We start from the raw sequence: 22,737 nt of genomic DNA on the forward strand, positions 1-22,737 counted from the left end.
CGCAGGCCGCGCCCGCCGCCGTTCCCGCTCCGGCGCCCGCCGCCGCGGCGGCCTCTCCCGCCGCCGAGCCCCAGGTCATCGTCCCCACCGAGCTGGACACCAAGGCCTGCATCGCCAAGCTGCGCAAGGGCGCGGCCGCCAACGGGCTGACCGTGGCGGATTGGGACAAGTACACGGCCGGCGCCAAGCTGCTGCCCACGACGGTGGCGTCGGCCAAGGGCCAGCCCGAGGGGCGCGAAGCATGGTGGGACTACATCGCCAAGACGGTGGACGACGAACGCGTGAAGGACGGCAGCGCCGTGCTGTCCAAGTACGGTCCGCAACTGGCCGCCATCAGCCAGCAGTACCAGGTGGATCCGGCCACGCTGGTCGCCATCTTCGGCATCGAAACCAACTACGGCCGCCAGGTGGGCAAGACCGACGTGCTGAACGCCTGGCTCACGCGTGCCTGCACCGAGAACAAGCCGCTGTGGGAAAAGAACGCCTACGCGTCCGTGCGGCTGCTGCGCGACGGCACGGTGCCGGCCGACAGCTTCGTCGGTTCCTGGAGCGGCGCCTTCGGCATGACGCAGTTCATTCCGACCTCGTTCTATGAATTGGCCGCCGACGGAGACGGGGACGGCAAGATCGACCTGTACAACTCGTTGCCCGACGCCCTGGCGTCCACCGCCAACCACTTGCGCAAGCGCCGCGCCCAATGGACGCACGGCCTGCCGGCGGTGGTGGAGGTGCGCGTGCCGGCGGACGTGGCGGCCGCCATCCCGCCCGAGCCCGACGCCGAATACGTCGGGTCGCAGGACCGCCGCACGATCGCCCAATGGGCCCAGGCGGGCCTGAAGCAGGGCGACGGGTCCGCGCTGAAGCTGCCGTCGGGCAACGACCAGCAGGCTTATCTGTTCGCGCCCACCGGCGCCAAGGGGCCCGTGTTCCTGGCCACGGTGAATTTCGACGCCATCCTGCATTACAACCAGTCGCGCCGCTACGGCCTGGCCGTGTCGCTGCTGCTGAACCGCCTGCAAGGCGGCCCGGCGCTCGCCGCGGCCTGGCCCACGGACGATCCCGGCCTGTCGCGCGCGCAGATCAAGGAACTGCAGGAGATGCTCTACGGCCTGGGCTACGACGTGGGGGTTGCCGACGGCATCCCCGGCGCCAAGACCCGCGACGCCGTGCGCGAGGAACAGGCCAGGCGCAGCCTGCCGCAGGACGGGCGGGTCGGCAAGCGCATCTACGACGCGATCAAGGCCACCTGGCCGCCCGACGCGATCCGGGCCCGTCCGGACAGCCAATCGTGACGGCGGTGTCGGGCACGCAGGGCTACGGCGAAAACGCGGCGGCCCTTGCCGACCAATATGAGAGCATCGCCTTCGCGGACGTGCACCGCGACGTGGCGCACCTGATTCCCGCCGCGCCCGCGCGCATCGCGGATATTGGCGCGGGCTCCGGCCGCGACGCGGCGGCGCTGGCGCGAATGGGCCACGCGGTGGTGGCGGCCGAGCCCACGCCCGAACTGTTCCAGGAAGGCCGGCGCCGCCATGCGCTGCCCAATCTTGAGTGGGTGGACGACGCCTTGCCCGGCCTGGCCGTCTTGCGCGAACAGGGCCGCGTATTCGACGTGATCATGCTCACGGCCGTATGGATGCACCTCGACGCCGATGAACGCCGCCAGGGCATGGAAGCGCTGGCGGCGCTGCTGGCGCCGCGCGGCCAGATCCTCATGTCGCTGCGCGACGGGCCGGTGCCGCCGGGGCGCCGCATGTTCGAGGTGTCCGCGCAGGAGACGATCGCGCTGGCGGCGGGGCACGGCCTGTCGTCGCACCACCTTGCCGAGCGCGAAGACATGCTGGACCGCGCCGACGTGCGCTGGAGCTTCCTGGGCCTGCGCCGCGGCTGAAGCCGCCGCGCCGTCTCATCCATCCGGACGTGGGCCGGGCGGCGGGCGGCCGGTATGATGGAAGGCATCGCAGCCCCTTTTTCCGCCATGTCCGCAGCGCTGTTTCCCGCCACGTTCGACACCGTCCGCCTGCACGCGCAGCGCATGGACGAAACGCATCTTCCGTTCATCCGCGCCATGCATGCCGATGCGCGCCTCATGGCCACCATGGGCGGCACCCGGGACCTGGCGGCAAGCCAGCTCTACCTGCTGCGCAACCTCGCGCACTGGACCCAGCAAGGCTTCGGCATGTACATGCTGAGCGAACGGGACAGCGGCGTGCCGGCGGGACGCGCCGGCTTGAAGCGCGCCGGCGATGCGGTCGAGGTGGCCTATGCCCTGGTGCCCGGCTGCTGGGGCAAGGGCTACGCCACCGAAATCGCCCGGGCGCTGCTGGCGCTGGGGTTCGGACAATTGCCCGTGGACGCGCTCGCGGCGGTGGCGCTGGACGGGAACGCCGCGTCCTGCCGGGTGCTGGAAAAGTGCGGCATGCGCCGCGTCGCCACGGCGGGCGAGGGCGCCGCCAGGAAGCGCCGCTACGAGATCCGCCGCGCCGAGTGGCGCGGCGCGATCGGCGCTAACATTTCGGCATGAGCACCAAGCCTATTCCCGACGACGATCCGCAGCCCGTTCCGCCCGAACCGCCCGCGCCCGAAGAATGCTGCAACAGCGGCTGCATCCCCTGCGTCTACGACATCTACAACGAAGCCCTGGACAACTACCGGGAAGCGCTGAAAGCCTGGCGGGCCAGGCACGAAGGCAAATCCGGCGGTTAGCTTCAGCCGGCCAGCTTCATGTGGATGATGGGAAACGGCCGGCCCGAATCGTCGTACGCCGAGCGGCCGACGTCCTCGAAGCCGTAGTGCTTGTAGAAGCCGTGGGCTTGCGGATTCTGTTCGTTCACGTCCACCAGCAGGGTGCCGTGCAGCGAGCGCGCGAAATTCAGCAGGCGGCGGCCGGCCCCCTTGCCGCGCTTGTTGGCGTCCACGAACAGCATTTCGACCTTGTTGCCGTTCAGGCCCATGAATCCGGCGACCTCGCCGGCATCGTCCTCGCAGACCCACACCCGCACCGATGGCAGATAGGTGTTGAGCACCTGCGGGTACATGGCCTGGATCTCTTTTTCCGTCAGGAACGTGTGCGTGGCGCGCACCGAACGGAGCCAGATGTCCACCAGGGCGAGGTCGTCGCCGTGATTGCGTTCTCGGATATTCATTTTCTTATTGATGCTGAGGGGCGGGTGCCGCTGCGGGCCGCGCCGATCTCCCAAGGTGTCAGGCTCCGGAATTGCGATGGAGGTCCGTCGCCGCCAGGACGGTTTCCATCTGCACAGTATGCGCGAAAACGAAGCGGTCCCCGTAGACGGTTTCATCCGGAAACTCCGAAATCAGCGCCAGCGGCAATTCTTCCCGATCGCTCTCCGTAACCTGCACGGGGATGCCGTTGAGCACATCGAATCCCGTTTCGAGCGCATGCGCGTGGAATAGTTCAAGCTGCCGGGCATTGAACTCGACCAGTCCGGGCACGTTGCGGGCCAGCCGCGCCGTGACGCCTTCGATCAGGCGGCGGGCGCGTTCGCCCCAGCCCGGATGATGGCGCAGCACCAGGAAGAAGCCCTTGGGGATCGTCCACAGTTCGAAGTGCCGCGGCAGGTAGCCCGACAGCGGGCGCGTCCATTCGTGGGCGGGGTAGCCGTGCAGGTTGATGTGCAGTTGCGCGCCGCTGATGGCGTGCGCCTGGTGCCGGCCTTCGCGTTCGAAGAAAGGGGCGCGTTCGCGGTAGGCGATGTCGTCGCCCAGCGCGCTGTAGCGCGACGCGTGCAGCATGTGGCGCGGATGGTGTTCGCGCAGCCGGTTGAACAGCGCGTAGCCGTCCGGGTTCTCGGCGGCGATGAGGGCGAAGTGGGCATCGCCGCGCCCGGCCAGCGCCTGCGCGGCGCGCAGGGCGCCGACGACGCCGGAGGTTTCGTTGGCGTGTTGCGCGCCCGAGATGAAGACGGCGGGGCCGGGGCCGCGCAGGTAGGTGCCCAGCACGGGGCGGCCCTGGCGCGAGACGGCCTGGAACGTGTCGCCGCCGAAGGCGGCCATGCAGCCGGCGATCTGCGCGGCCGAAAGCGGTTCGCGCACCTGCGCCAGCGGCGTTGCGAGCGCCGCGGGCGCCACGGGCGCGAGCGCGGCGAACGGTTCCAGGGAGATCAGCACGCGCGCCGCGCCGTCGTGGCGGCGGATGTCGGGAATGATCTGGCCGGGCTGCAGGCCGCGGTCGCCCGACGGCCGGCCGGAGTGCTGCTGGAAATGCTCCAGCAGCGAGAAGTACACGTCCTCGTGCAGCGCTTCGAAGGTGCTGACGATTTCTTCGTCCACGGGCAGCGCGAAGTCGATGCCGGGCAGGTCCACGCGGATCTCCAGGCGGTCGAAATAGGGCTCGTGCGCGCCCCAGGCATGGCCGCGCACGGTGTCCACGATGCTGCGGAAGACCTGCTGGAACTCGGTGGCCTGCGCGGCATCGATCTGCGGCACGCCTTCGGCGTCGCGCACGCGCAGCCAGCCGGTGGGCGACAGTTCGGGCGTGCCGTCCTGGGCACGGCCGAGCTGGTTCGGCGCATAGACGCGTTCTTCGATCTTGCGGCCGTCGGCGTAGGTCAGGCTGACGTCGTAGTGCAGGTCGCTGGCGCCGGGCTGCATCGTGACGCGCGCGCCTTCCAGCAGGGCGACCAGCGGGTAGGCCTCCAGCGTGAAGCGCTTGGCCTGGGCGTGTTCGTGCAGGGGGTAGCGCACGACGACCGACGCCAGTCCTTCGCGGTCGACCTCTTCCAGGAAGTAATGCAGCAGCGGTTTGTAGGCGCTGCGAAAGCGGGCGGTGACGCCGGCCTGCGCCAGGCGGGCCTGCGCCGCGCGCCGGGCCTCGGCGCCTTCGAACAGCCAGCCTTCCACCACCGCGCCGCGCCAGGCCGGCGCCAGGTAGGCGTGCGTCCAGGCGTCCAGCGTGCGGTCGAATGTTCTATCCAGCAATACCATCTTCAGCAATCCTTAAAATTCTGGCGGGGCAACGGGGGCGTTGCGCAGTGGCGTCCGTGTTCCAGGGGGGGCGGTGGGCACTTGCTGCATCGGTGTCTGACACCCTTGCCGCGCCCGTGCATGCGGGCCGCCGTCTCCCCAGGGTGTCAGACACCTGGGCGCACCCAGGTGACTCTGATGCGGCATCGGTGTCTGACACCCTTGCTGCGCCCGTGCATGCGGGCTGCCGTCTCCCCAGGGTGTCAGACACCTGGGTGTACCCAGGTGACTCTGATGCTGCATCGGTGTCTGACACCCTTGCTGCGCCCGTGCACGCGGGCCGCCGTCTCCCCAGGGTGTCAGACACCTGGGCGTACCCAGGTGACTCTGATGCTGCATCGGTGTCTGACACCCTTGCCGCGCTCGTGCATGCGGGCCGCCGTCTCCCCAGGGTGTCAGACACCTGGGCCGCTCTGGCGCGAAGCGCACGCCCTGCGCGGGAATAGCCGCCCCGCCGCCGAGCCGCCTCAAGGCGGGGCAGCCTCCTCGGGGGGCAGCAAGCGAGCGCAGCGTGGGGTCTCACAATTTTCCGGTAGGGTCCAGGCGGTCGCGCAGCCAGTCGCCCAGCAGGTTCAGGCCCAGCACCGTCAGCATGATGGCCAGGCCCGGGAACACGCTGACCCACCAGGCCGTCTGCATATAAGTGCGTCCGTCGGCAAGCATACCGCCCCAACTGGGGATCATGGGGTCCACGCCCAGGCCAAGGAAGGTCAGGCTGCTTTCCAGCAGGATATTGTTGGCCACGTTCAGTGTCATCAGGATGACCAGCGGGCCCAGCAGGTTGGGCACGATGTGGTGGCGGATCATGGCGAGGTCGCGCACGCCGAAGGCGCGGGCGGCCAGCACGAATTCGCGTTCGCGCAGCGCCAGCACCTGCGCCCGCACCAGGCGCGCGTACTGCACCCATTGCGACACGATCATGAAGAAGATGACGTTGAACAGGCCGCCGCCCAGGATGGCGATGAAGGTGATCGCCACCAGGATGAACGGCAGCGCCAACTGCACGTCGGCGAAGCGCATCACGATCATGTCCCAGAAGCCGCGGTAGTAGCCGGCGATGAGGCCCATGACGATGCCCAGCAGCGCGCCGCCGATGACGGACGCGAAGCCCACCAGCAGCGAGATCTTGCCGCCGACGATGACACGCGCGAGCACGTCGCGGCCCAGCGGGTCGGTGCCGAACGGGTGCGCGGCGGTGGCGAAGGGCGCGGTGAGACGGGCGGCCAGGTCCATGGCCTCGCCGCCGTCCGGAAACAGCCAGCCGGAGGCCAGCACCAGCGCGATCATGATGCCGGTCAACAGCGCGCCCAGCACGAATTCCAGCGAGCGGTAGCGGCTGCGCGGCTTGGCGGCCTGGGGAGCGGCGGCGGTGGAGGAGGTAGTCTGCATAAGGCTTACCGCGTGCGGATACGGGGATCGACGATGCCGTAGGCGATGTCGACGATCAGATTGACCAGGACGATGACGGCGGCCAGCACGGTGACCGTGCCTTGCAGCACCGGATAGTCGCGGCCGGAGATCGCGTCGAACGCCAGGGTGCCCAGGCCGGGCCAGTTGAACACCATTTCGATGACGACGATGCCGCCGATCAGGCCGCCGAACTGCAGGCCCAGGTAGGTGATGAGCGGAATGGCGCAGTTGCGCAGCGCGTGCTTGTACAGCACCACGCGTTCTTTCAGGCCCTTGCTGCGCGCCACCATGATGTACTGCGCGGACAGCGTCTCCAGCATCGTGGTGCGCACCAGGCGGATGTTCGTGGCGCTGAGGATGATGGCCATCGTCAGCGAAGGCAGCACCAGGCTGGCGGGGCCGCTCCAGCCGGACGGCGGCAGGAGCGGGAAGGTGATCGACAGCAGCAGCACCAGCATCAGCGCCAGCCAGAAATTGGGGAAGGACAGCCCCACCAGCGACAGGATGCGGATGGCCTGGTCCGTCGGCTTGCCGCGCTTGATGGCGGCCTGGATGCCCAGCGGCAGCGAAATCAGGATGGACGCGATCAGCGACGTGAACGCCAGCATCAGCGTGGCCGGCAGGGCGTCGCCGATGAGCTTGGCCACCGAGGTCCCGCCCATGAAGCTGCGGCCGAAATCGCCGTGCAGCAGGCCTTGCATGTAGGACAGGTATTGTTCGTGGAAGGGGCGGTTCAGGCCCAGCGCCTGGCGGATGTTGGCCAGGTCTTGCTCGGTGACGCTGCCCGACCCCTGGCTGAGCATCAGCGCGGGGTCGCCGGTCAGGCGCACGGCATAGGAAACCAGCAGCGTCACGGCCACGATCACGAAGACGGCCTGCAACACGCGTTTGATGAGAAATCCGGTCATAAATCGCCACCCCGGCTTTCGCCGGGGAAGGTCGGTAACGTTAAAGCGTCAACGGGCATCGTAAATGCGGCAACGGGCGCCGTTCCAGCGGGATGCCACGGATCCGGCTCCGCCGGTCCGTAGGCATGCCCCCCTGGGGGGGAAGCGCGCAAGCGCTTCGGGGGGGGATTACTCAACACTAGCTTCAAGGAAACGGAAGCGGATATCCCCCGGGACTTCCAGGTTCTTCACGCGCTTGTTCACGCCCACGATCGTGTTCAGGCTGTACAGCGGCAGTTCCAGCGCCTGGTCGGCGACGTAGGTGGCGATCTCCTGCAGCATGGCTTCGCGCTTCTTCACGTCATAGACGGTGCGCTGCGCTTCCAGCATGCCGTTGAGCTTGGCGTCGTTGTCGTACGGGTTCCATTTCTGGCCCGAGTGGTACATCAGGTACGCCGTGTTGTCGTAATCGTAGGTCCAGCCGCCCCACTGGTTCTGCCACATTTCGCCGGTCTTGCCGCCGGGGATGATGTCGTTGAGCAGCACGCCGGTTTCGTACGGCTTGATGGTGGCGCGCACGCCCACGCCTTGCAGGTAGCCCGAGACGGCTTGGGCCACTTCGCGGAAGTTCGAGTCGCTGCCGCGCACGTCGATCTGCACCGTGGCGCCCGGCTTCACGCCGGCCGCGGCCAGCAGCTTCTTGGCTTCGGCGGGGTTGAAGGGCAGGGGCTTTTGCTCGGCGTTGTAGCCGAACGATTGCGGGCCCTGGAAGCTGGCGATGGTCTTGGCCTGGCCCAGCAGCAGTTGCTTGACGATGGCGTCGCGGTCCACGGCCATGATCAGCGCGCGGCGCACGTCGCGGTTCTGGGTGATGCCGTTCTTGGTGTTGTAGCGCAGCGCGTAGGCCACCGGCCCGCCCGTCGAAATCACGTCGGCGTTGCCGGACTTCTTCACGGTGTCGATCAGGCCCAGCGGGATCAGCGTGGCGATGTCGACGCGGCCGGCCTGCAGCTCGGCGACCTGTGTGCCCGGTTCGCCGATGAAGCGGTAGACCACCTTGTCCAGCTTGGGCTTGCCGCCCCAGTAATCGTCATTGCGCGCGAGCGTGACGTTGACCTTGGGCTGGTAGCTTTCGAACTTGAACGGACCGGTGCCGACCGGGTTGGTGTTGAAGTTGTCCTCGCCCTTTTCCTTGATGTACTTGGGCGGCACGATCATGGCGCCGTAGCCGGCCAGCTTCGTCAGGAGGACGGGATCCGGCTGCTTCAGGATGAAGTCGACCGTGTATTCGTCCACGACCTTGACCTCGCCGATCGAGTCGTAGTTGGCCTTCTGCGGGCCCTTGGTGCCTTCCGCGCCCAGCAGGCGTTCGAAGGTGAACTTCACGGCTTCGGCGTTGAAGGGTTCGCCATTGTGGAACTTGACGCCTTCGCGCAGCTTGAAGCGCAGGCGCTTGTTGTCGTCCAGGTACTCCCAGGCGGTGGCCAGGCCGGGTTGCAGCTTCAGGTCGGCGCCGCGCATCGTCAGGCCGTCGTACAGGTTGCTGCCGACCGAGCCCCAGAACGTCACGAAGGTGTCGATCGGATCCCAACTGCCCGGATCCTGGTTGATCGCGACATTGAGCGTGCCGGCGGCATGGGCGGTCGAGAGGACCGCGGGCAGCGCGCCGCCCAGCGCCAAGGCCAGGGCGGTGGCGGTGAAGGTTTTGCGTAGGGAGAGCATGTTCAACTCCAGGGACGGGAAATCGGGCGGGCCGACGTGGAAAATGGGAGGTCAAGCCGCGCGGGCCACCTGGTGGCCGGGCGCGTATTCAATCAAGGGAACGATGGCGGGCTCGTCGCCGACGCGGCGCACCGGGCTGGGGATCTCGCCCTCGATCAGCGAGGTGTCGATGTGGCGGCCGGGTTCGGCCACCGGCACGGCGGCCAGTAGTTTGCGCGTATAGGCGTGCTGCGGCGATTCGAAGATCTGGCGGCGGGTGCCCAGTTCGACGATCTGGCCCAGGTACAGCACCGCGACGCGGTGGCTCACCTTCTCCACCACCGCCATGTCGTGCGTGATGAACAGGTACGACAGCCCGCGGTCTTTCTGCAGGTCCATCAGCAGGTTCAGGATCTGCGCCTGGATGGACACGTCCAGCGCCGATACGGACTCGTCCGCGATGATCAGCTTGGGGTTGCTGGCCAGGGCGCGCGCGATGCACACGCGCTGGCGCTGGCCGCCCGAGAATTCGTGCGGATAGCGCCTGGCGTGTTCGGGTTTCAGCCCCACCTGCTCCAGCAGCTCGCCCACGCGGCGGGCGATGGCGTCATCGCCGTTCAGCAGGCCGTGCGTGCGTATCGGCTCGGCGATGCTGAAAGCCACCGTCTTGCGCGGATCCAGCGACGCGTACGGATCCTGGAAGATGTACTGGATCTCCTGGCGCAGGCGCTGGCGGCCGGCGCTGTCCATCGAGAAAATGTCCTGGCCGTTGTAGCGGACGGCGCCCGAGGTCGGCGCCACCAGTTGTTGCAGGGTCTTGCCGATGGTGGACTTGCCGCTGCCGGATTCGCCCACCAGCGCCAGCGTTTCGCCGGGATAGACGTCGAAGCTCACCTGCTCCACCGCATGCACGCGGTGCGTGACGCGGCCGAAGAAATTGTGGCCCACGTCGAAACGGGTGGTCAGCCTGTCCACCCGCAGCACGGGCTCGTCGTAGCGCGCGGTGTCCTGTTCGCGGGTTTCGCCCACTTCGCGCAGCGCGTCGCCGTCCAGCACCGTTTGCGGCGTGCGCAGCGGCAGGTCGCGGCCGGTCAGGCTGCCCAGGCGCGGCACCGCCGCCAGCAGGGCGCGGGTGTACGGGTGCCTGGGCGCGTTGAAGATGTCGTCCACCGTGCCTTGCTCGACCTTCTTGCCGCGCAGCATCACCACCACGTCGTCGGCCATTTCCGCCACCACGCCCATATCGTGGGTGATGAAGATGACGGCCGTGCCCAGGTCGCGCTGCAATTCGCGGATGGTGTTCAGGATCTGCGCCTGGATGGTGACGTCCAGCGCGGTGGTCGGCTCGTCGGCGATCAGCAGCCGCGGCTGGCACGACAGCGCCATGGCGATCATCACGCGCTGGCGCATGCCGCCCGACAACTGGTGCGGGTAGCGGTCCAGCAATTGCGCGGCATCCGGCAGCCGGACCTTTTCGAGCAGCTTGCGGGCCGACTCGCGCGCCGCCGAACGCGATAGCTGCTGGTGCAGCATGATGGCCTCGACGATCTGGTCGCCGATGGTGAACACCGGGTTCAGCGACGTCATCGGCTCCTGGAAGATCATGGCGATGTCGTTGCCGCGGATGGCGCGCATCGTCTCGTCGGACGCGGCGGTCAGGTCCACTTCGCGGTCGGCGCTGTCGCGGAACAGGATCCGGCCCGTGGCGATGCGGCCGTTGGTGTAGTCCGTGAGGCGCATGATGGCCATGGACGTCACCGACTTGCCCGAGCCCGATTCTCCGACGATGGCCAGCGTCCTGCCCGGGCGCACGTCGAAGTCCAGGTTCTCGACGGCGCGGAACACGCCGTTCTCGGTATTGAAGTCGACCGACACGCCGCGCACGGACAGCAGCGGGGCGGAAGAGGATGCGGTATTGCTAGACAACGTGGGTTCTCACAGCGAGGTGGCCGCGCGGGCGGCCTGGTCGTACAGGCCCGAGAGGGCGCGCAGGGTATGGGCCAGTTGGCGGCTGGCTTCGTCCGCCGCGGGGGAGTCGATGAACGGCTTGACCAGGCACTGCTCGCGCACTTCGGCGTAGCGCTGGATCGCGGCCGCGCCGGCGTCGGTCGCCGAATAGAACACTTCCTTGCCGGTCTTGGCGCTTTGGACCACGCCCAGGCGCTCCAGCTTCTTCAGCGAATAGTTCACCAGGTGGGTGTCTTCGACATTGAGCGTGAAGCAGATGTCCGCCAGTTTCTTGCCGCGGCCCCGGTGGAACACGTGGTTCAGCACCAGGATGTCCAGCGAAGTCAGGTCGGGCAGCCCGGCGCAGGCCATGCAGCGCACCATCCAGCGATTGAACGCGTGCGACGCGATGATCAGGCCGAATTCGACTTCGGAAAGCTCCGGCGCGGAGGAAGCGAGATGGGAGGAGGAAACGATGGCGTCCCGGACGGAGACAGACATGGGCAATACGGAAGAGGGACGGATTGACGGTAAAACGTCGGCGAATTATTGACGATTTGTCGAAATGAGGGCATTCGGGATAACCCGGTCTGACGTTCTGCGCGCACGCATTCCGGCGCGCGGAAATACAACCCTGGCGGCCGCAATCAGCCGCCTTTCATGATCGAGTGGCCGCCCGCATTCCAAAATCAGCCTGATCCTATATCTCCGGTTTCCGCGCCTGTCTATCTTCCCCAAATCGAGTCTCGGCGATGGCCTGGAAAAGGAAAGGGGATGCGCAAGCTGTGCTATTTGCTGAAGCGGGCGCTGTTCAGGATGTCGCCTCGGGCGGCCGAAAAGCTGAACATCGATTTCAGGCTGCGCGCCGCGAACCGCCAGTTTCTCGAGCAATCGGTTTTTGGCTACATCAACCGGATGGCCGGAGAGGCCCCCGGCACGATCAAGACGCTGTTCGTGGGCGTCGATAAGCACAATTGGCATTATCCCCGGCTCTTGAAGACGGAGTTCCATTCGCTGGATATCGAGGCGCGCAAGGCGGTGTACGGCCAGCCGGGCAGGCATTGGACGGGCAGCGCCACGAGCATGGCCGGGCATTACGGCGGCAATGCGTTCGATGTGGTGGTGGCGAACGGGCTGCTGGGTTTCGGGATCGACGAGGCCCAGGGGTGCAGGCACCTGCTGGAGAATTGCGAGGCGGTGCTCAAGCCGGGCGGCCTGCTGGTGCTGGGCTACAACGACCGGTCCGATCGGGTGCCGTACGCGGTGCTGCCCATGGCGCTCGGCTTGTTCGACGAATTCACGCCGCCCATCGCGGAAGTGGCTGGCGCCCTGCATCGCGTGGACGATTCCTTCCAGCACGTGTACCTGTTCCTGACGAAGCGCCGGCCGGCAGTCCCATCCGATGCCGCGCCGCCTGCAGACGCTAGGCTTCCAGTTGCCGCAGGTCCGGCGGCCGGTTTTCGATGATGGCCTCCATACTGAAGAATCCGGTCACGGTGGACAGCTCGAAATCCGTGATCAGTTTCTGGTAGAAGCGGTCGTACCCGGCCATGCCCCGGCAGGCCACTTTGATCAAATAATCCCAATCCCCGCCGATGCGGTAGAACTCCGTCACCTCGGGCAGGCGCTCGACGTGGCGGCGGAAGCCGTCGGCCCAGTCTTTCGCATGGTGGCTCGTGCGGATCATCACGAACACCGTCAGGTCCAGCCCCAGCTCGACCAGGTTGACCTCGGCCCGCGTGCCGCGAATGATCCCGCAGGCATTCAAGCGCTGCAGCCTGCGCCAGCAGGCGTTCTGCGACAGGCCGACGCGGTCCGCCAGTTCGCGCTGCGACAGCGAACCGTCTTTCAGCAGGCAGGAAATGATGCTTAGATCAAGATTATCTATTTTTTCCATTTATTAGATCAAACGACCCGTTTCTGAGGATTTTAGGCAAAATTTAGGTGATGTTTCATCATTGCATCCATCGTATGATATTTCGAAACGAACCGGAATGTCGCCCTCCATGAATGCCCCCCTCCCAGCCAGCCCCGCCCACGCCCGGCCATTGCAGCAATTCGAAGCCAGCCTGAAAACGGACGATATCGCCGCGGCGCTGGCCGACGGGCTGATCGGCAAGGACGCGTTCGTCGACGGCCCCTACGGCGCCAAGCCGCTCGTCTACGCCGATTACGTCGCGTCGGGCCGGGCCCTCATGCAGGTGGAGCGTTTCGTCCTCGAGCAGGTGCTTCCGTATTACGCCAACTCGCATACCGAGGCGTCCTATTGCGGCGGCTACATCACGCGCCTGCGCCGCGATGCGCGCGCGGCGATTGCCCGCTGCTGCGGCGCCGGGGACGAACATGCCGTGATCTTCGCCGGTTCGGGCGCCACCGCGGGCATCAACCGCCTGGTGCACCTGTTCGGCGTGCCGGCGGCGCTGGCGGCCGGCAGGAAAGTCCGGGTCATCCTCGGCCCCTACGAACACCATTCGAACATCCTGCCCTGGCGCGAGTGCGGCGCCGAACTCATCGAACTGGCGGAAAGCCCGGAAGGCGGGCCCGACCTGGCCCAACTGGATTCGGCGCTGTCGGGCGCCGGCGGCGCGCTGGTCATCTGCGCGCTGTCCGCCGCCTCCAACGTGACCGGCATCGTCGCGGACGTGGCGGGCATTACGCGGCGGGTCAAGGCGTCCGGCGCGAAAATGCTGTGGGACTATGCCGGCGGCGCGCCTTACCTGCCCGTCCGCATGTCGCCCGCGGCCGATGCCCGCATCGACGCCATCGTCTTCTCGCCGCACAAATTCATCGGCGGCCCGGGCGCGTCGGGCGTGCTGATCGTGCGCCGCGACGCGGTGCTCGATACGAAACCCACCTGGCCCGGCGGCGGCACCGTCAAGTTCGTGTCGCCTGCCGGCCATGACTACAGCGGCAGCCTGGAATCGCGCGAGGAAGCCGGCACGCCCAATGTGGTCGGGGATATCCGCGCGGCCCTGGCGCTGCTCGTGAAAGAGGCGCTGGGCGCGGATTTCATGCGGGAACGCAACGCCCAGTTCGTGCGGCGCGCGCTGGCCCGCTGGAAAGACGCGCCCCGGCTCGAACTGCTGGGCTCGCTCACGGCGGATCGCTTGCCGATCTTTTCCTTCCGGGTGCGCAACGGCAAGGGCGGCTTCGTGCACCAGCAACTGGTGACCCGCATGCTGAGCGACCGCTACGGCATCCAGGCCCGCGGCGGCTGCGCCTGCGCCGGCCCCTATGTGCATCGCCTGCTTGGGATCGGCGAGGCCGAATCGAGCCAGATGCGCCAGGCCATCCTCGACGGCCGCGAAATCGAAAAGCCCGGCTTCGTCAGGCTGAACTTCAGCGTGCTGCTGCCGGACGCCAAGGCCGATTTCATCCTGGACTCGGTGCTGGCGCTGGCCGCGGACGCCACCGAATTCGAGCCTCGCTACGGCTTCGATCCCAGCCGCGCCATCTTCTATCCGCAAGGCGCCGAGCAGCGGGCCGCCTGACCGGCCCGCGAGGGGCCGGTTGCACTGGCCGTCCCGCCAGGCTCAGACCTCCAGGAATCCCGCCGCCAGGAAGCCTCCGTCCACAGCCAGGGTATGGCCGTTGACGTAGGCCGCGCCATCGCTTGCAAGAAAGGCGACGGCGCTGGCGATTTCTTCGGGTTCGCCGTAGCGGCGCTGCGGCACGTTGCGGTAATACGACTGGCGGGTTTGCGGCGTGTGGTGGTCGCGCGTCAGCGGCGTTTCGATGGGGCCGGGCGCCACGCAGTTCGCGGTGATGCCCAGGGGCGCAAGTTCCACGGCCATCTGCCGGGTCAGCGCCATCAGCGCCGCCTTGGAGGCGCCGTAGGCGGTGCGGCCGGGGCTGGCGCGCACGCCGCTGATCGACGCGATATTGACGATGCGGCCCCAGCCCGCGCGGGCCATCAATGCCGCGGCGCGCTGCCCGCACAACAGCGGTCCCGTCAGGTTCACGGCCAATACCTGCGACCACAGTTCCAGCGGATAGTCCAGGAATGGCGAGGCGCCGGCTATGCCGGCGTTATTGACCAGCACGTCGCAGCGCCCATGATGGCGCTCGATGTCGTTGAACGCCGCGGCGATGGACGCCGGATCTCCGACATCCATCGGCAGCGCGTGCGCCCGGAAGCCCTGTAGGACCAAGGACGCCGCAAGCGCTTCCGACCCCGATGCGTCCCGGTCCGCGATCAGCACGGTCATGCCGTCCGCCGCCAGCCGGGACGCAATCGCCCGGCCTATTCCTTGCGCGCCGCCCGTGACCAGCGCGACGCGGGCAGAGAGAGCGGGTGTGGGGCTCATCGGCGGTCTCCGGCGCGTTCGACCAGGCGGGCGGGCACCCGCAGCGTAAGCGCGACGCCCGCGAAAGCCGCGCATGCCAGCACGTACATGCCCATGGAGGTGGCGCCGGTGGCGTCGCTGACGGCGCCCATCATGTACGGCGCGGCAAACCCCGATAGATTGCCGATCGAGGTGATCAGGGCGAAACCGGTGGCCGCCGTCGCGCCTTTCAAGAAGGCGGTCGGCAGGTTCCAGAACAGCGGAATGGTGGTGACGATCCCCGCCATCGCCACGATCAGCGCGCCGAACGACCACCAGGGCTGCGCATGCCAGACCACGCTCAGCACCAGGCTGGCCCCGCCCAGGACGCCCGCGGCCGCCAGGTGCAGGCGCCGCTCGCCGGTGCGGTCCGAATTCCAGGCCAGCGCCAGCATGGTGACGACGGCCGCCGCGTACGGCAGCGCGGTCATGAATCCGATTTGGCGTATGTCCGAGAATCCCAGCGTCTTGATCAAGGTCGGCAGCCAGAAGCTGACCCCGTACAGCGCCGCGACGAACAGGAAGTAGATCAGGCACAGCATCCAGACGCGTCCATCCGACAGGCCGCGCGCAAAACTGCCCTCGCGGTGCGAATCGGTGTCGCCGACTTCCGCCTTCAACGCCATTTTTTCCTGGGCGCTGAGCCAGCGCGCGTCGTCGATCTTGTCCGGCACCATCGTCCAGAACAGGAAGCCGAGGAACACGGCGGGCAGGCCCTCGCACAGGAACATCCACTGCCAGCCCTTGATCGGCAGGAAGTCCGGCGCCGCGGTCATCAGCCAGGCGGACAGCGGGCTGCCGATTACGCCCGATATGGGCAGCGCGGTCATGAACGTCGCGATGACCCGGCCGCGCGTGCGGGCGGGGAACCACTGGCTGACGTACAGCATGATGCCGGGCGCGAAGCCGGCCTCCGCCACGCCGAGCAGGAAGCGCACGGCGTAGAAGGACATGGGCCCGGTCACGAACATCGTGCAGGCCGACAGGATGCCCCAGGTCACCATGATGCGGGTGATCCACATCCTGGCGCCCAGGCGGTGGAGCAGCATGTTGCTGGGCACTTCGAACAGGCAATAGCCGATGAAGAAAATGCCCGCTCCCAGCCCGTAAGCGGCGTTGCTCAATCCTATGTCGGGCGCCATCTCCAGTTTCGCGAAAGCCACGTTGACCTTGTCGAGTTGATTCACGACCAGGCTGACCAGGATGATGGGTATCAGGCGCCAGAATATCTTGGAGTCGGTGCTTCGATCGACGGGGGCCGGTATGGGCGTTTGCAGCGCGCTGCTCATGAGTGTCTCCATTGACTACGCGATCCTGTCGGCGTAGAGTTATTATCAAACGATAATATATATCGGCATGCGGCCCAGAAGGTGGGTTGTGTGCCCTAGGACTATCCCTAGGCCACCGAGCCCAAGGACCAAGGAGCGTTTATGGATTACTTCTTCGGAAAGACCGTGGCCATCACCGGCGCGGGCAGCGGTATCGGGCGGGCCACTGCCGAGGCAGCCGCGGCGCGCGGCGCGCGCGTGCTGGCGCTGGACCGGGACCGGGAGGCGCTGGATTCCCTGCAAGCGGAATTCCAGGGGCGGGGCTGGGCGATGACGCCGGTGCCGGTCGACATCGCGCAGGAAGCCTCCATACGCGCAGCCGTCGCCGAGGGACTGGCTGATGTGGCGGGCGTCGATCTGCTGGTCAACAGCGCCGGCATCGTGTCGCGCGGTCTCTTCGAGACGACCTCCGCCGAGGAATGGCACCGCGTGCTGGGAGTCAACCTGTCGGGCATTTTCCTGATGTTGCAGCAGATGCTGCCCTTGCTGAAGGCCGGCGAGGGCCGCGCGGTCGTAAACGTGGCCTCGCTGGCCGCCAAGCGGGTGTCGTACACCGGCGGCGTCAGCTACACCGCTGCCAAGGCCGGCGTGCTGGGCCTGACCCGCCATGCCGCGTTCGAACTGGCCGGGGAGGGCATCCGCGTCAATGCCGTGTGCCCGGGGCCCGTGCTGACCGCCATGACAGAGCGGCACATTCCGCTGGAAGAACGCAGGAAGGTCGCCGCCATGGTGCCGCTAGGCGACTGGATGAGCCCCGCGGACGTGGCGGAGGCCATCCTGTTCCTGGGCAGCTCCGCGGCGCGCATGATCACCGGAACCACGCTGGACGTGGATGGCGGATTGTCTTTGGTGACCGGCAGCTCTTACGAAGACTACCGGCAGGCCCGGGGCTAGACCCTAGGCTTGATCGCGCTTGCCCGCGAACAGGGCCGCGGACAGGCGTTCGACGTCGTCCTCGCCGTAGCTGGAACTGGCCATCAGCCGTTCCAGCAGGTTGTTCAGCGCCACGGTCTCGACCGCGCTGAAATCGCGCAGCGCGTAGCGCTGGACTTCCAGGACAATGCGGGTGCCGGCTTCGTGCGCGCGGCGGCCCGGATGGGTCAGGGTATAGCGTGTGGCGCGGCCGTCTTCCGGATCGGGCATGGCCACGACCATATTCGCTTCGCGCAGTCTTTGCAGGCAGCGTCCGGTCTGCACGGGCGTCAGCAGCATGTCGCGGCCGATCTCGGTTGAAATGCTGCCGGGCGTCTCCGCCAGCTTCACCAGCACGCGCCATTCCAGGGCGCGTATGCCCAGATGCCGCGCGAACAGTTCCTCCGCCATTCCCAGAATGGATTCGGCGATGCGGCGTACCCGATAGGCGGCGAGTTCTTTGAAGTGCATGGAGGCGTTGCGGACACGTTTGCAAGCGGAGATTCTATGCGAGCGCCAAACGGGAGGGGGAGGCGCCCGTGCCACTGTAGCGGAAAAGACTGTGCCTATATATTATCAATTGATAATATATAGGTTTTTAGACAAGACGAGGAGACTGCCGTGGACACATCCCCTGTGGCAAAAGCGCCGGCACGCGGCCAGCGCGAACCGGGCGTGTATGTATTCGATGTTTCGGACCGGCCCTGGCAAGGCGTGGGCAAGACCGGGCTGGCGCAGAAGATCGTGCGCAGAGACGACCGCACGGGCCATTCGTTCGGTTTCATGTCTTTCGACACCTTGACGCGGACCGGCGTGCATCAGCATCTGGGGCCGGCGTTCAGCTACTTCCTGGCGGGGGGCTTGACCGACTACCAGGGCACCACCGCGGCGGGCGAACTCGGGATCAATTTCACGGGGTCCACGCACGACGCCATCGCCTACCAGCCCACCCTGTCGGTAGGCCGCATGGAAGGGCCGGTGGCCTACGGTCCCGATATCCAGCATTCGCTGCACGCGGGCAATCGCCATGCTGAATTCGACAATCAGTTTCCAGAGCATCTGCCGGACCTGAACATCGCGCTGGCCTCGGTCACCGTAACCGGAACCCGCGTGGCGGGGCTGACGCGGCGCCTGGTGTACGACTATGCCCATACGCCTCACATGCGCCGGGTGACCCAGCTTATGCTGTTGCCGGGCACCACGGTGCCCGCGCACCGTTTGACGGCGCTGGTCGATATGTATGTGCTGGGCGGCGACCTGACGCTTACGGCGAAGGACGCGGTTTCACGTGCCAGGGCCGGGGACTTCGTCGTGATGGAGCCGGGCACGCAGCTCACGTTCTCGTCGCGTTACGGCGCCAGCCTGTTGATCTGGGCGGACGGCCCGTCGATGTGGGAAGAGGGGCCCGCCAGTCCCGAGCTGTACGGGTTCACCTCGGCGCATGGCGATCCGCTGCGGTTCGGCAACCGGGCGCCGAAGGAAATGAAGCGGCGCTGACACGGCCAGCCGGCGCGGCGCCCCGCTCAATCCTTCATGTGCGGGCCGCAGGTCCGGATCCACGCGGCCTTCAGGTCCGTCAGTTCGTCGGACGCCTCCGTCATGGCGCGGGCCGCTTTTTCCGGAAACGCCACGCCATCGCGGCGGCACGCCTCGAACCGGTCGGCCAGCGCGAACCGGGCGTCCAGCAGGTCCAGCCGGCCCTGGCACAGCGCGCGGTCCAGTTGCAGGTCGTTCGACAATTCGCGCGTGCGCTGCACGTCTTGCGCGCGCGCGATGCTTGCCCGTTCGGCCTCGACCTCGGCGACGCAGCCGCCGGCCGTTTCGGCCGCGGCCGCGCTGGCGCTGGCGGAGATCAACAGAACGGCGAGAAGACGGCGGGGAAGGGCGGGCATGCGTGGGACCTTGGTGTCGCAACAAGAGTGGCCTGCATCATAACGGCTGCGAAAACCGGACTGGGCACGGATGTCTGACGGGCCCGCGTCCCGGCATGGGAGCGCCATCGCATGTGTGCGGGAACAGAGTGAGCACCGTTCTGTTTTTGAACGGAGCTACTGTTCGAAAACCCAGTTTACGGCGGTCCAAAACTCACCTACTGTGCTTTACATATCAACGACCCACGGGCGCTGACCGGCGCAATCGTATTAGATGGTCGGGGATGGAAACTTCTGTTTTATCAACACATTACGCTGGAGATGAAAGAGAATGACTGATACCCTCATCCGGGTCGATCTGGCCCAATCCCCCTACGACAACGCGCAGATCCACAACCGCTGGCATCCGGACATTCCGATGGCCGTGTGGGTGAAGCCGGGGGATGACTTCGTCCTGGAAACCTACGATTGGACCGGCGGCGCGATCAAGAACGACGACAGCGCCGACGATGTCCGCGACGTGGACCTGACCACGGTGCATTTCCTGTCCGGTCCGGTGGGCGTGGAAGGCGCCGAGCCCGGGGACCTGCTGGTGGTGGACCTGCTGGACATCGGCGCCAAGCCCGAAAGCATGTGGGGGTTCAACGGCTTTTTCAGCCGCAACAACGGCGGCGGATTCCTGACCGAGCATTTTCCGCATGCGCAGAAATCCATCTGGGATTTCCATGGCATGTTCACGTCGTCGCGGCATATTCCCGGCGTGAGTTTCGCCGGCCTGATCCACCCGGGGCTGATCGGCTGCCTGCCCGACAAGAAGCTGCTGGATACCTGGAACCGGCGCGAGCAGGCGCTGATCGAGACCAACCCGAACCGCGTGCCGCCGCTGGCCAATCCGCCCGCGCCCAAGACCGCCCACATGGGCGGGCTGCAAGGCGCGGACCGCGACCGCGCGGCGGCCGAGGGCGCGCGCACGGTGCCGCCGCGCGAACACGGCGGCAACTGCGACATCAAGGATCTTTCGCGCGGCGCCCGCGTCTTTTTCCCGGTCTACGTGAAGGGCGGCGGCCTGTCGGTCGGCGACCTGCATTTCTCGCAGGGCGACGGCGAGATCACGTTCTGCGGCGCCATCGAGATGGCGGGCTGGGTGCACATGCGCGTGTCGCTGATCAAGGGCGGCATGGAGAAGTACGCGATCAAGAACCCGATCTTCAAGCCCAGCCCGATCGCGCCCGCCTACAAGGACTTCCTGATCTTCGAGGGAATCTCGGTGGACGAGTCGGGCAAGCAGCACTACCTGGACGTGAACGTCGCGTACCGCCAGGCCTGCCTGAACGCCATCGAATACCTGAAGAAGTTCGGCTATTCCGGCGCCCAGGCCTATTCCTTGCTGGGCTGCGCGCCGGTGCAGGGGCACATCAGCGGCGTGGTCGATATCCCCAACTCGTGCGCCACGCTGTGGCTGCCCACGGAGATCTTCGATTTCGACATCCAGCCGTCGGCGTCCGGGCCCGTCAAGCACATCCAGGGCGGCGTGGACATGCCGCTGTCGCGCGACCGCTAGGGGAGGCCACGATGCCCATGTATGACTATGCCTGCGGGCGCTGCGGAGAATTCGCGGCGCTGGTGCCCCTGGCGCGGTGGCGCGATCCGGCCGCCTGCCCGCAATGCGGAGAGCCATCAGAGCGCATCGTGGGCGGGGCGCCCGCGATTTCGGCGCTGTCGTCCGCGGTGAACAGGGCGCACGCGGCCAATGAACGCAGCGCGCACGAGCCGCGCAGCTCGCGGTCGGGCCACGGCATGAATTGCGGGTGTTGTTCCGGCGGCGCAAAGGCGGGCAGGACGCGCGCGGCGCCGGACGGGGCGAAATCGTTCGCGGGCGCGAGGCCCTGGATGATCAGCCACTGATCGGCCGCCCGCTTGCGGCGCGCTGTATTCCGGCGCGCCGCAAGCCTATTCTTCCTCGCCGCGCGGCGCGGCGTCGTCCAGGCGCTGCATGTTCTCCAGCAGCTTCAGCAGGTAGTGCAGCGTGTGGCTGAGGTCTCCCATCGAGAACTCGTCCAGCGCGCCTTCGTAGTATTCGTGGATGCGCGGCAGCGCGTCGTGGGTCCATACCTTGCGGCCGGACTCGGTCATGGTGACCAGGCGCGAGCGGCGGTCCCGCCCGTCCGGCGCGCTCGCGATGTGGCCGTCGCGCTCCATCCGGCCGAGCAGGCCCGACAGGCTCTGCCGGCTGACCATCAGGTAGCGGGCCAGGTCGCCCACGCTGATTCCCGCCTGCGCCTCGGGCCGCGACAGCGCGCCCAGCACGGCCCACTGCTGCGTCGTCAAGCCCAGGTGCTCCACCGCGCGGCTTCCGGTTTTATGCAGCATGTTTGCGCATTGATACAACCTGAAAAACAGCCGGTTGGCAAGCTCCATTCGTGCTATTTCAGTATTTTTTCTAGGGTTTTCCATAGGGCCTGCTTCGTATTTTTTGGCTTGATTATTCGTGGCGGCGGTCGCTAATATAGGTAAACATATTTACGTATTTTGGTGGCGTATCCCGCCCGCCGGGTAAGGATACCAAGCCTGCAACCTAGGCAGAGGAAATCATGCAGAGACTGAGCGGCAGGACGGCGATCGTGACGGGCGGCGGCGGCGGCATCGGCGGAGCGGCCTGCCGGCGCCTCGCTCGGGAAGGCGCGGCGGTCGGCGTGCTGGACCTGGATCCGGAAGCGGCCGCCGCCGTCGCCGCCGGCATCGAAGCCGAGGGCGGCCGGGCGCTGGCGCTGCGCTGCGACATCACGCGCCGCGAGGAGGTCGACGCCGCCGTGGCGGCGGTCGAATCCGGGCTGGGCCCGGTCGACGTGCTGGTGAACAACGCGGGCTGGGACATCTTCAAGCCCTTCACGAAGACCGAGCCCGCTGAGTGGGACAAGCTCATCGCCGTCAATCTGGTGGGGGCGCTGCACATGCATCATGCGGTGCTACCCGGCATGGCGGCGCGCAAGTCGGGGCGTATCGTCAACATCGCGTCGGACGCGGCGCGGGCCGGCTCCTCGGGCGAGGCCGTCTACGCCGCCTGCAAGGGCGGGCTGGTGGCGTTTTCCAAGACCATCGCGCGCGAGCATGCGCGGCACGGCATCACCGTGAACGTGGTGTGCCCGGGGCCGACGGACACCGCGCTGTTCGCCAGCTACAAGGAGGGCGCGGGCAATCCCGAAAAGCTGGTCGAGGCCTTCACCCGGGCCATTCCGCTTGGCCGCATCGGCCAGCCCGAAGACCTGCCCGGCGCGATCCTGTTCTTCGCCAGCGACGACGCCGCCTATGTCACCGGGCAGGTGCTGAGCGTCTCGGGCGGCCTGACCATGAACGGCTGAGCGGGCCGTTT

24 protein-coding genes are annotated in these 22,737 nt (G+C 67.0%); 11 read left to right on the forward strand and 13 right to left on the reverse strand.

The annotated features are described in order from the left end of the window. The 4 genes from AVE30378_RS03005 to AVE30378_RS03020 all read left to right on the forward strand — a co-directional run. A partial coding sequence (locus AVE30378_RS03005; protein WP_165360064.1) for a lytic murein transglycosylase occupies positions 1 to 1,292 on the forward strand: 1,292 nt, incomplete at its 5' end. Then, a complete protein-coding gene (locus AVE30378_RS03010; protein WP_129239295.1) occupies positions 1,289 to 1,891 on the forward strand; it encodes a class I SAM-dependent methyltransferase in 603 nt (200 codons plus the stop codon). The genes AVE30378_RS03005 and AVE30378_RS03010, both read left to right, overlap by 4 nt. Before the next feature lie 87 nt (positions 1,892 to 1,978). Then, positions 1,979 to 2,524 (forward strand): GNAT family N-acetyltransferase, encoded by a 546-nt coding sequence (locus tag AVE30378_RS03015; protein WP_129239296.1) that lies wholly within the window; start codon positions 1,979 to 1,981, stop codon positions 2,522 to 2,524. After that, the gene (locus AVE30378_RS03020; protein WP_129239297.1) at positions 2,521 to 2,706 is read left to right on the forward strand and encodes an oxidoreductase-like domain-containing protein; all 186 of its coding nucleotides are present in this window, start codon (positions 2,521 to 2,523) and stop codon (positions 2,704 to 2,706) included. The genes AVE30378_RS03015 and AVE30378_RS03020 overlap by 4 nt, the downstream gene beginning before the upstream one ends. Before the next feature lie 2 nt (positions 2,707 to 2,708). On the opposite strand, the gene AVE30378_RS03025 is transcribed toward AVE30378_RS03020, so the two are convergent. The 7 genes from AVE30378_RS03025 to AVE30378_RS03055 form a co-directional block, all read right to left on the reverse strand. Continuing rightward, positions 2,709 to 3,146: an acetyltransferase gene (locus AVE30378_RS03025; RefSeq protein WP_129239298.1), complete on the reverse strand. Its 438-nt coding sequence runs from the start codon at positions 3,144 to 3,146 to the stop codon at positions 2,709 to 2,711. A gap of 58 nt (positions 3,147 to 3,204) precedes the next feature. Next, entirely contained in the window at positions 3,205 to 4,947 is a 1,743-nt protein-coding gene (locus AVE30378_RS03030; RefSeq protein WP_129239299.1) for a M14 family metallopeptidase, read from the reverse strand. A 558-nt stretch (positions 4,948 to 5,505) separates the two neighbouring features. After that, positions 5,506 to 6,375: an ABC transporter permease gene (locus AVE30378_RS03035; protein WP_129239300.1), complete on the reverse strand. Its 870-nt coding sequence runs from the start codon at positions 6,373 to 6,375 to the stop codon at positions 5,506 to 5,508. Between the two features lie 5 nt (positions 6,376 to 6,380). Further along, positions 6,381 to 7,304: an ABC transporter permease gene (locus AVE30378_RS03040; RefSeq protein ID WP_062685044.1), complete on the reverse strand. Its 924-nt coding sequence runs from the start codon at positions 7,302 to 7,304 to the stop codon at positions 6,381 to 6,383. Between the two features lie 168 nt (positions 7,305 to 7,472). Continuing rightward, a complete protein-coding gene (locus tag AVE30378_RS03045; protein WP_129239301.1) occupies positions 7,473 to 9,005 on the reverse strand; it encodes an ABC transporter substrate-binding protein in 1,533 nt (510 codons plus the stop codon). A gap of 51 nt (positions 9,006 to 9,056) precedes the next feature. Next, entirely contained in the window at positions 9,057 to 10,910 is a 1,854-nt protein-coding gene (locus AVE30378_RS03050) for an ABC transporter ATP-binding protein (RefSeq protein ID WP_129239302.1), read from the reverse strand. Positions 10,911 to 10,919: 9 nt separating this feature from the next. Then, on the reverse strand, positions 10,920 to 11,432 hold the full coding sequence (locus tag AVE30378_RS03055; RefSeq protein WP_129239303.1) for a winged helix DNA-binding protein: 513 nt from the start codon (positions 11,430 to 11,432) through the stop codon (positions 10,920 to 10,922). Positions 11,433 to 11,705: 273 nt separating this feature from the next. On the opposite strand from AVE30378_RS03055, the gene AVE30378_RS03060 reads away from it, so the two are divergent. Beyond that, the gene (locus tag AVE30378_RS03060; RefSeq protein ID WP_208742337.1) at positions 11,706 to 12,398 is read left to right on the forward strand and encodes a class I SAM-dependent methyltransferase; all 693 of its coding nucleotides are present in this window, start codon (positions 11,706 to 11,708) and stop codon (positions 12,396 to 12,398) included. Here the strand turns inward: AVE30378_RS03060 and AVE30378_RS03065 are convergent. Continuing rightward, positions 12,355 to 12,828 (reverse strand): Lrp/AsnC family transcriptional regulator, encoded by a 474-nt coding sequence (locus AVE30378_RS03065; RefSeq protein WP_129239304.1) that lies wholly within the window; start codon positions 12,826 to 12,828, stop codon positions 12,355 to 12,357. The genes AVE30378_RS03060 and AVE30378_RS03065 overlap by 44 nt on opposite strands. Positions 12,829 to 12,937: 109 nt before the next feature. Between AVE30378_RS03065 and AVE30378_RS03070 the strand changes: the two genes are divergently transcribed. After that, positions 12,938 to 14,422, forward strand: coding sequence for an aminotransferase class V-fold PLP-dependent enzyme (locus tag AVE30378_RS03070; RefSeq protein ID WP_129239305.1), 1,485 nt, complete (start codon positions 12,938 to 12,940; stop codon positions 14,420 to 14,422). Between the two features lie 42 nt (positions 14,423 to 14,464). Here the strand turns inward: AVE30378_RS03070 and AVE30378_RS03075 are convergent, their stop codons facing one another. After that, positions 14,465 to 15,238 carry an SDR family NAD(P)-dependent oxidoreductase gene (locus tag AVE30378_RS03075; protein WP_129239306.1) on the reverse strand — a complete coding sequence of 258 codons (774 nt, stop codon included), beginning with the start codon at positions 15,236 to 15,238 and terminating at the stop codon, positions 14,465 to 14,467. Beyond that, on the reverse strand, positions 15,235 to 16,545 hold the full coding sequence (locus tag AVE30378_RS03080) for an MFS transporter (protein WP_129239307.1): 1,311 nt from the start codon (positions 16,543 to 16,545) through the stop codon (positions 15,235 to 15,237). Before AVE30378_RS03080 ends, AVE30378_RS03075 begins: the two co-directional genes overlap by 4 nt. Positions 16,546 to 16,686: 141 nt before the next feature. On the opposite strand from AVE30378_RS03080, the gene AVE30378_RS03085 reads away from it, so the two are divergent. Next, entirely contained in the window at positions 16,687 to 17,478 is a 792-nt protein-coding gene (locus AVE30378_RS03085) for an SDR family NAD(P)-dependent oxidoreductase (protein WP_129239308.1), read from the forward strand. Between the two features lie 3 nt (positions 17,479 to 17,481). Here AVE30378_RS03085 and AVE30378_RS03090 read toward each other — a convergent pair whose 3' ends face one another. Next, the gene (locus AVE30378_RS03090) at positions 17,482 to 17,967 is read right to left on the reverse strand and encodes a MarR family winged helix-turn-helix transcriptional regulator (protein ID WP_129239309.1); all 486 of its coding nucleotides are present in this window, start codon (positions 17,965 to 17,967) and stop codon (positions 17,482 to 17,484) included. Positions 17,968 to 18,117: 150 nt separating this feature from the next. Between AVE30378_RS03090 and AVE30378_RS03095 the strand changes: the two genes are divergently transcribed. Continuing rightward, the gene (locus AVE30378_RS03095; protein ID WP_129239310.1) at positions 18,118 to 18,993 is read left to right on the forward strand and encodes a cupin domain-containing protein; all 876 of its coding nucleotides are present in this window, start codon (positions 18,118 to 18,120) and stop codon (positions 18,991 to 18,993) included. A 26-nt stretch (positions 18,994 to 19,019) separates the two neighbouring features. On the opposite strand, the gene AVE30378_RS03100 is transcribed toward AVE30378_RS03095, so the two are convergent. Further along, a complete protein-coding gene (locus AVE30378_RS03100; protein WP_129239311.1) occupies positions 19,020 to 19,388 on the reverse strand; it encodes a hypothetical protein in 369 nt (122 codons plus the stop codon). A 310-nt stretch (positions 19,389 to 19,698) separates the two neighbouring features. Between AVE30378_RS03100 and fmdA the strand changes: the two genes are divergently transcribed. Then, the gene (gene fmdA, locus AVE30378_RS03105; RefSeq protein WP_129239312.1) at positions 19,699 to 20,928 is read left to right on the forward strand and encodes a formamidase; all 1,230 of its coding nucleotides are present in this window, start codon (positions 19,699 to 19,701) and stop codon (positions 20,926 to 20,928) included. 11 nt (positions 20,929 to 20,939) lie between these two features. Then, entirely contained in the window at positions 20,940 to 21,272 is a 333-nt protein-coding gene (locus AVE30378_RS03110; RefSeq protein WP_129239313.1) for a zinc ribbon domain-containing protein, read from the forward strand. 45 nt (positions 21,273 to 21,317) lie between these two features. Here the strand turns inward: AVE30378_RS03110 and AVE30378_RS03115 are convergent, their stop codons facing one another. Further along, complete coding sequence (locus AVE30378_RS03115; protein WP_129239314.1) at positions 21,318 to 21,785, reverse strand: MarR family winged helix-turn-helix transcriptional regulator; 468 nt, start codon at positions 21,783 to 21,785, stop codon at positions 21,318 to 21,320. A 173-nt stretch (positions 21,786 to 21,958) separates the two neighbouring features. On the opposite strand from AVE30378_RS03115, the gene badH reads away from it, so the two are divergent. After that, a complete protein-coding gene (gene badH, locus AVE30378_RS03120; RefSeq protein WP_129239315.1) occupies positions 21,959 to 22,726 on the forward strand; it encodes a 2-hydroxycyclohexanecarboxyl-CoA dehydrogenase in 768 nt (255 codons plus the stop codon). Positions 22,727 to 22,737: the final 11 nt, after the last annotated feature.

Source organism: Achromobacter veterisilvae (genome assembly GCF_900496975.1).
GTDB lineage: Bacteria > Pseudomonadota > Gammaproteobacteria > Burkholderiales > Burkholderiaceae_B > Achromobacter > Achromobacter veterisilvae.

What these genes read in the sequence shown, in the direction of transcription:
- AVE30378_RS03015 (WP_129239296.1), top strand. Translation starts at nt 1,979, where the DNA reads ATGTCCGCAGCGCTGTTTCCCGCCACGTTCGACACCGTCCGCCTGCAC.
- AVE30378_RS03020 (WP_129239297.1), top strand. Translation starts at nt 2,521, where the DNA reads ATGAGCACCAAGCCTATTCCCGACGACGATCCGCAGCCCGTTCCGCCC.
- AVE30378_RS03025 (WP_129239298.1), bottom strand. Translation starts at nt 3,146, where the DNA reads ATGAATATCCGAGAACGCAATCACGGCGACGACCTCGCCCTGGTGGAC.
- AVE30378_RS03030 (WP_129239299.1), bottom strand. Translation starts at nt 4,947, where the DNA reads ATGGTATTGCTGGATAGAACATTCGACCGCACGCTGGACGCCTGGACG.
- AVE30378_RS03035 (WP_129239300.1), bottom strand. Translation starts at nt 6,375, where the DNA reads ATGCAGACTACCTCCTCCACCGCCGCCGCTCCCCAGGCCGCCAAGCCG.
- AVE30378_RS03040 (WP_062685044.1), bottom strand. Translation starts at nt 7,304, where the DNA reads ATGACCGGATTTCTCATCAAACGCGTGTTGCAGGCCGTCTTCGTGATC.
- AVE30378_RS03045 (WP_129239301.1), bottom strand. Translation starts at nt 9,005, where the DNA reads ATGCTCTCCCTACGCAAAACCTTCACCGCCACCGCCCTGGCCTTGGCG.
- AVE30378_RS03055 (WP_129239303.1), bottom strand. Translation starts at nt 11,432, where the DNA reads ATGTCTGTCTCCGTCCGGGACGCCATCGTTTCCTCCTCCCATCTCGCT.
- AVE30378_RS03060 (WP_208742337.1), top strand. Translation starts at nt 11,706, where the DNA reads ATGCGCAAGCTGTGCTATTTGCTGAAGCGGGCGCTGTTCAGGATGTCG.
- AVE30378_RS03065 (WP_129239304.1), bottom strand. Translation starts at nt 12,828, where the DNA reads ATGGAAAAAATAGATAATCTTGATCTAAGCATCATTTCCTGCCTGCTG.
- AVE30378_RS03070 (WP_129239305.1), top strand. Translation starts at nt 12,938, where the DNA reads ATGAATGCCCCCCTCCCAGCCAGCCCCGCCCACGCCCGGCCATTGCAG.
- AVE30378_RS03075 (WP_129239306.1), bottom strand. Translation starts at nt 15,238, where the DNA reads ATGAGCCCCACACCCGCTCTCTCTGCCCGCGTCGCGCTGGTCACGGGC.
- AVE30378_RS03080 (WP_129239307.1), bottom strand. Translation starts at nt 16,545, where the DNA reads ATGAGCAGCGCGCTGCAAACGCCCATACCGGCCCCCGTCGATCGAAGC.
- AVE30378_RS03085 (WP_129239308.1), top strand. Translation starts at nt 16,687, where the DNA reads ATGGATTACTTCTTCGGAAAGACCGTGGCCATCACCGGCGCGGGCAGC.
- AVE30378_RS03090 (WP_129239309.1), bottom strand. Translation starts at nt 17,967, where the DNA reads ATGCACTTCAAAGAACTCGCCGCCTATCGGGTACGCCGCATCGCCGAA.
- AVE30378_RS03100 (WP_129239311.1), bottom strand. Translation starts at nt 19,388, where the DNA reads ATGCCCGCCCTTCCCCGCCGTCTTCTCGCCGTTCTGTTGATCTCCGCC.
- fmdA (WP_129239312.1), top strand. Translation starts at nt 19,699, where the DNA reads ATGACTGATACCCTCATCCGGGTCGATCTGGCCCAATCCCCCTACGAC.
- AVE30378_RS03110 (WP_129239313.1), top strand. Translation starts at nt 20,940, where the DNA reads ATGCCCATGTATGACTATGCCTGCGGGCGCTGCGGAGAATTCGCGGCG.
- AVE30378_RS03115 (WP_129239314.1), bottom strand. Translation starts at nt 21,785, where the DNA reads ATGGAGCTTGCCAACCGGCTGTTTTTCAGGTTGTATCAATGCGCAAAC.
- badH (WP_129239315.1), top strand. Translation starts at nt 21,959, where the DNA reads ATGCAGAGACTGAGCGGCAGGACGGCGATCGTGACGGGCGGCGGCGGC.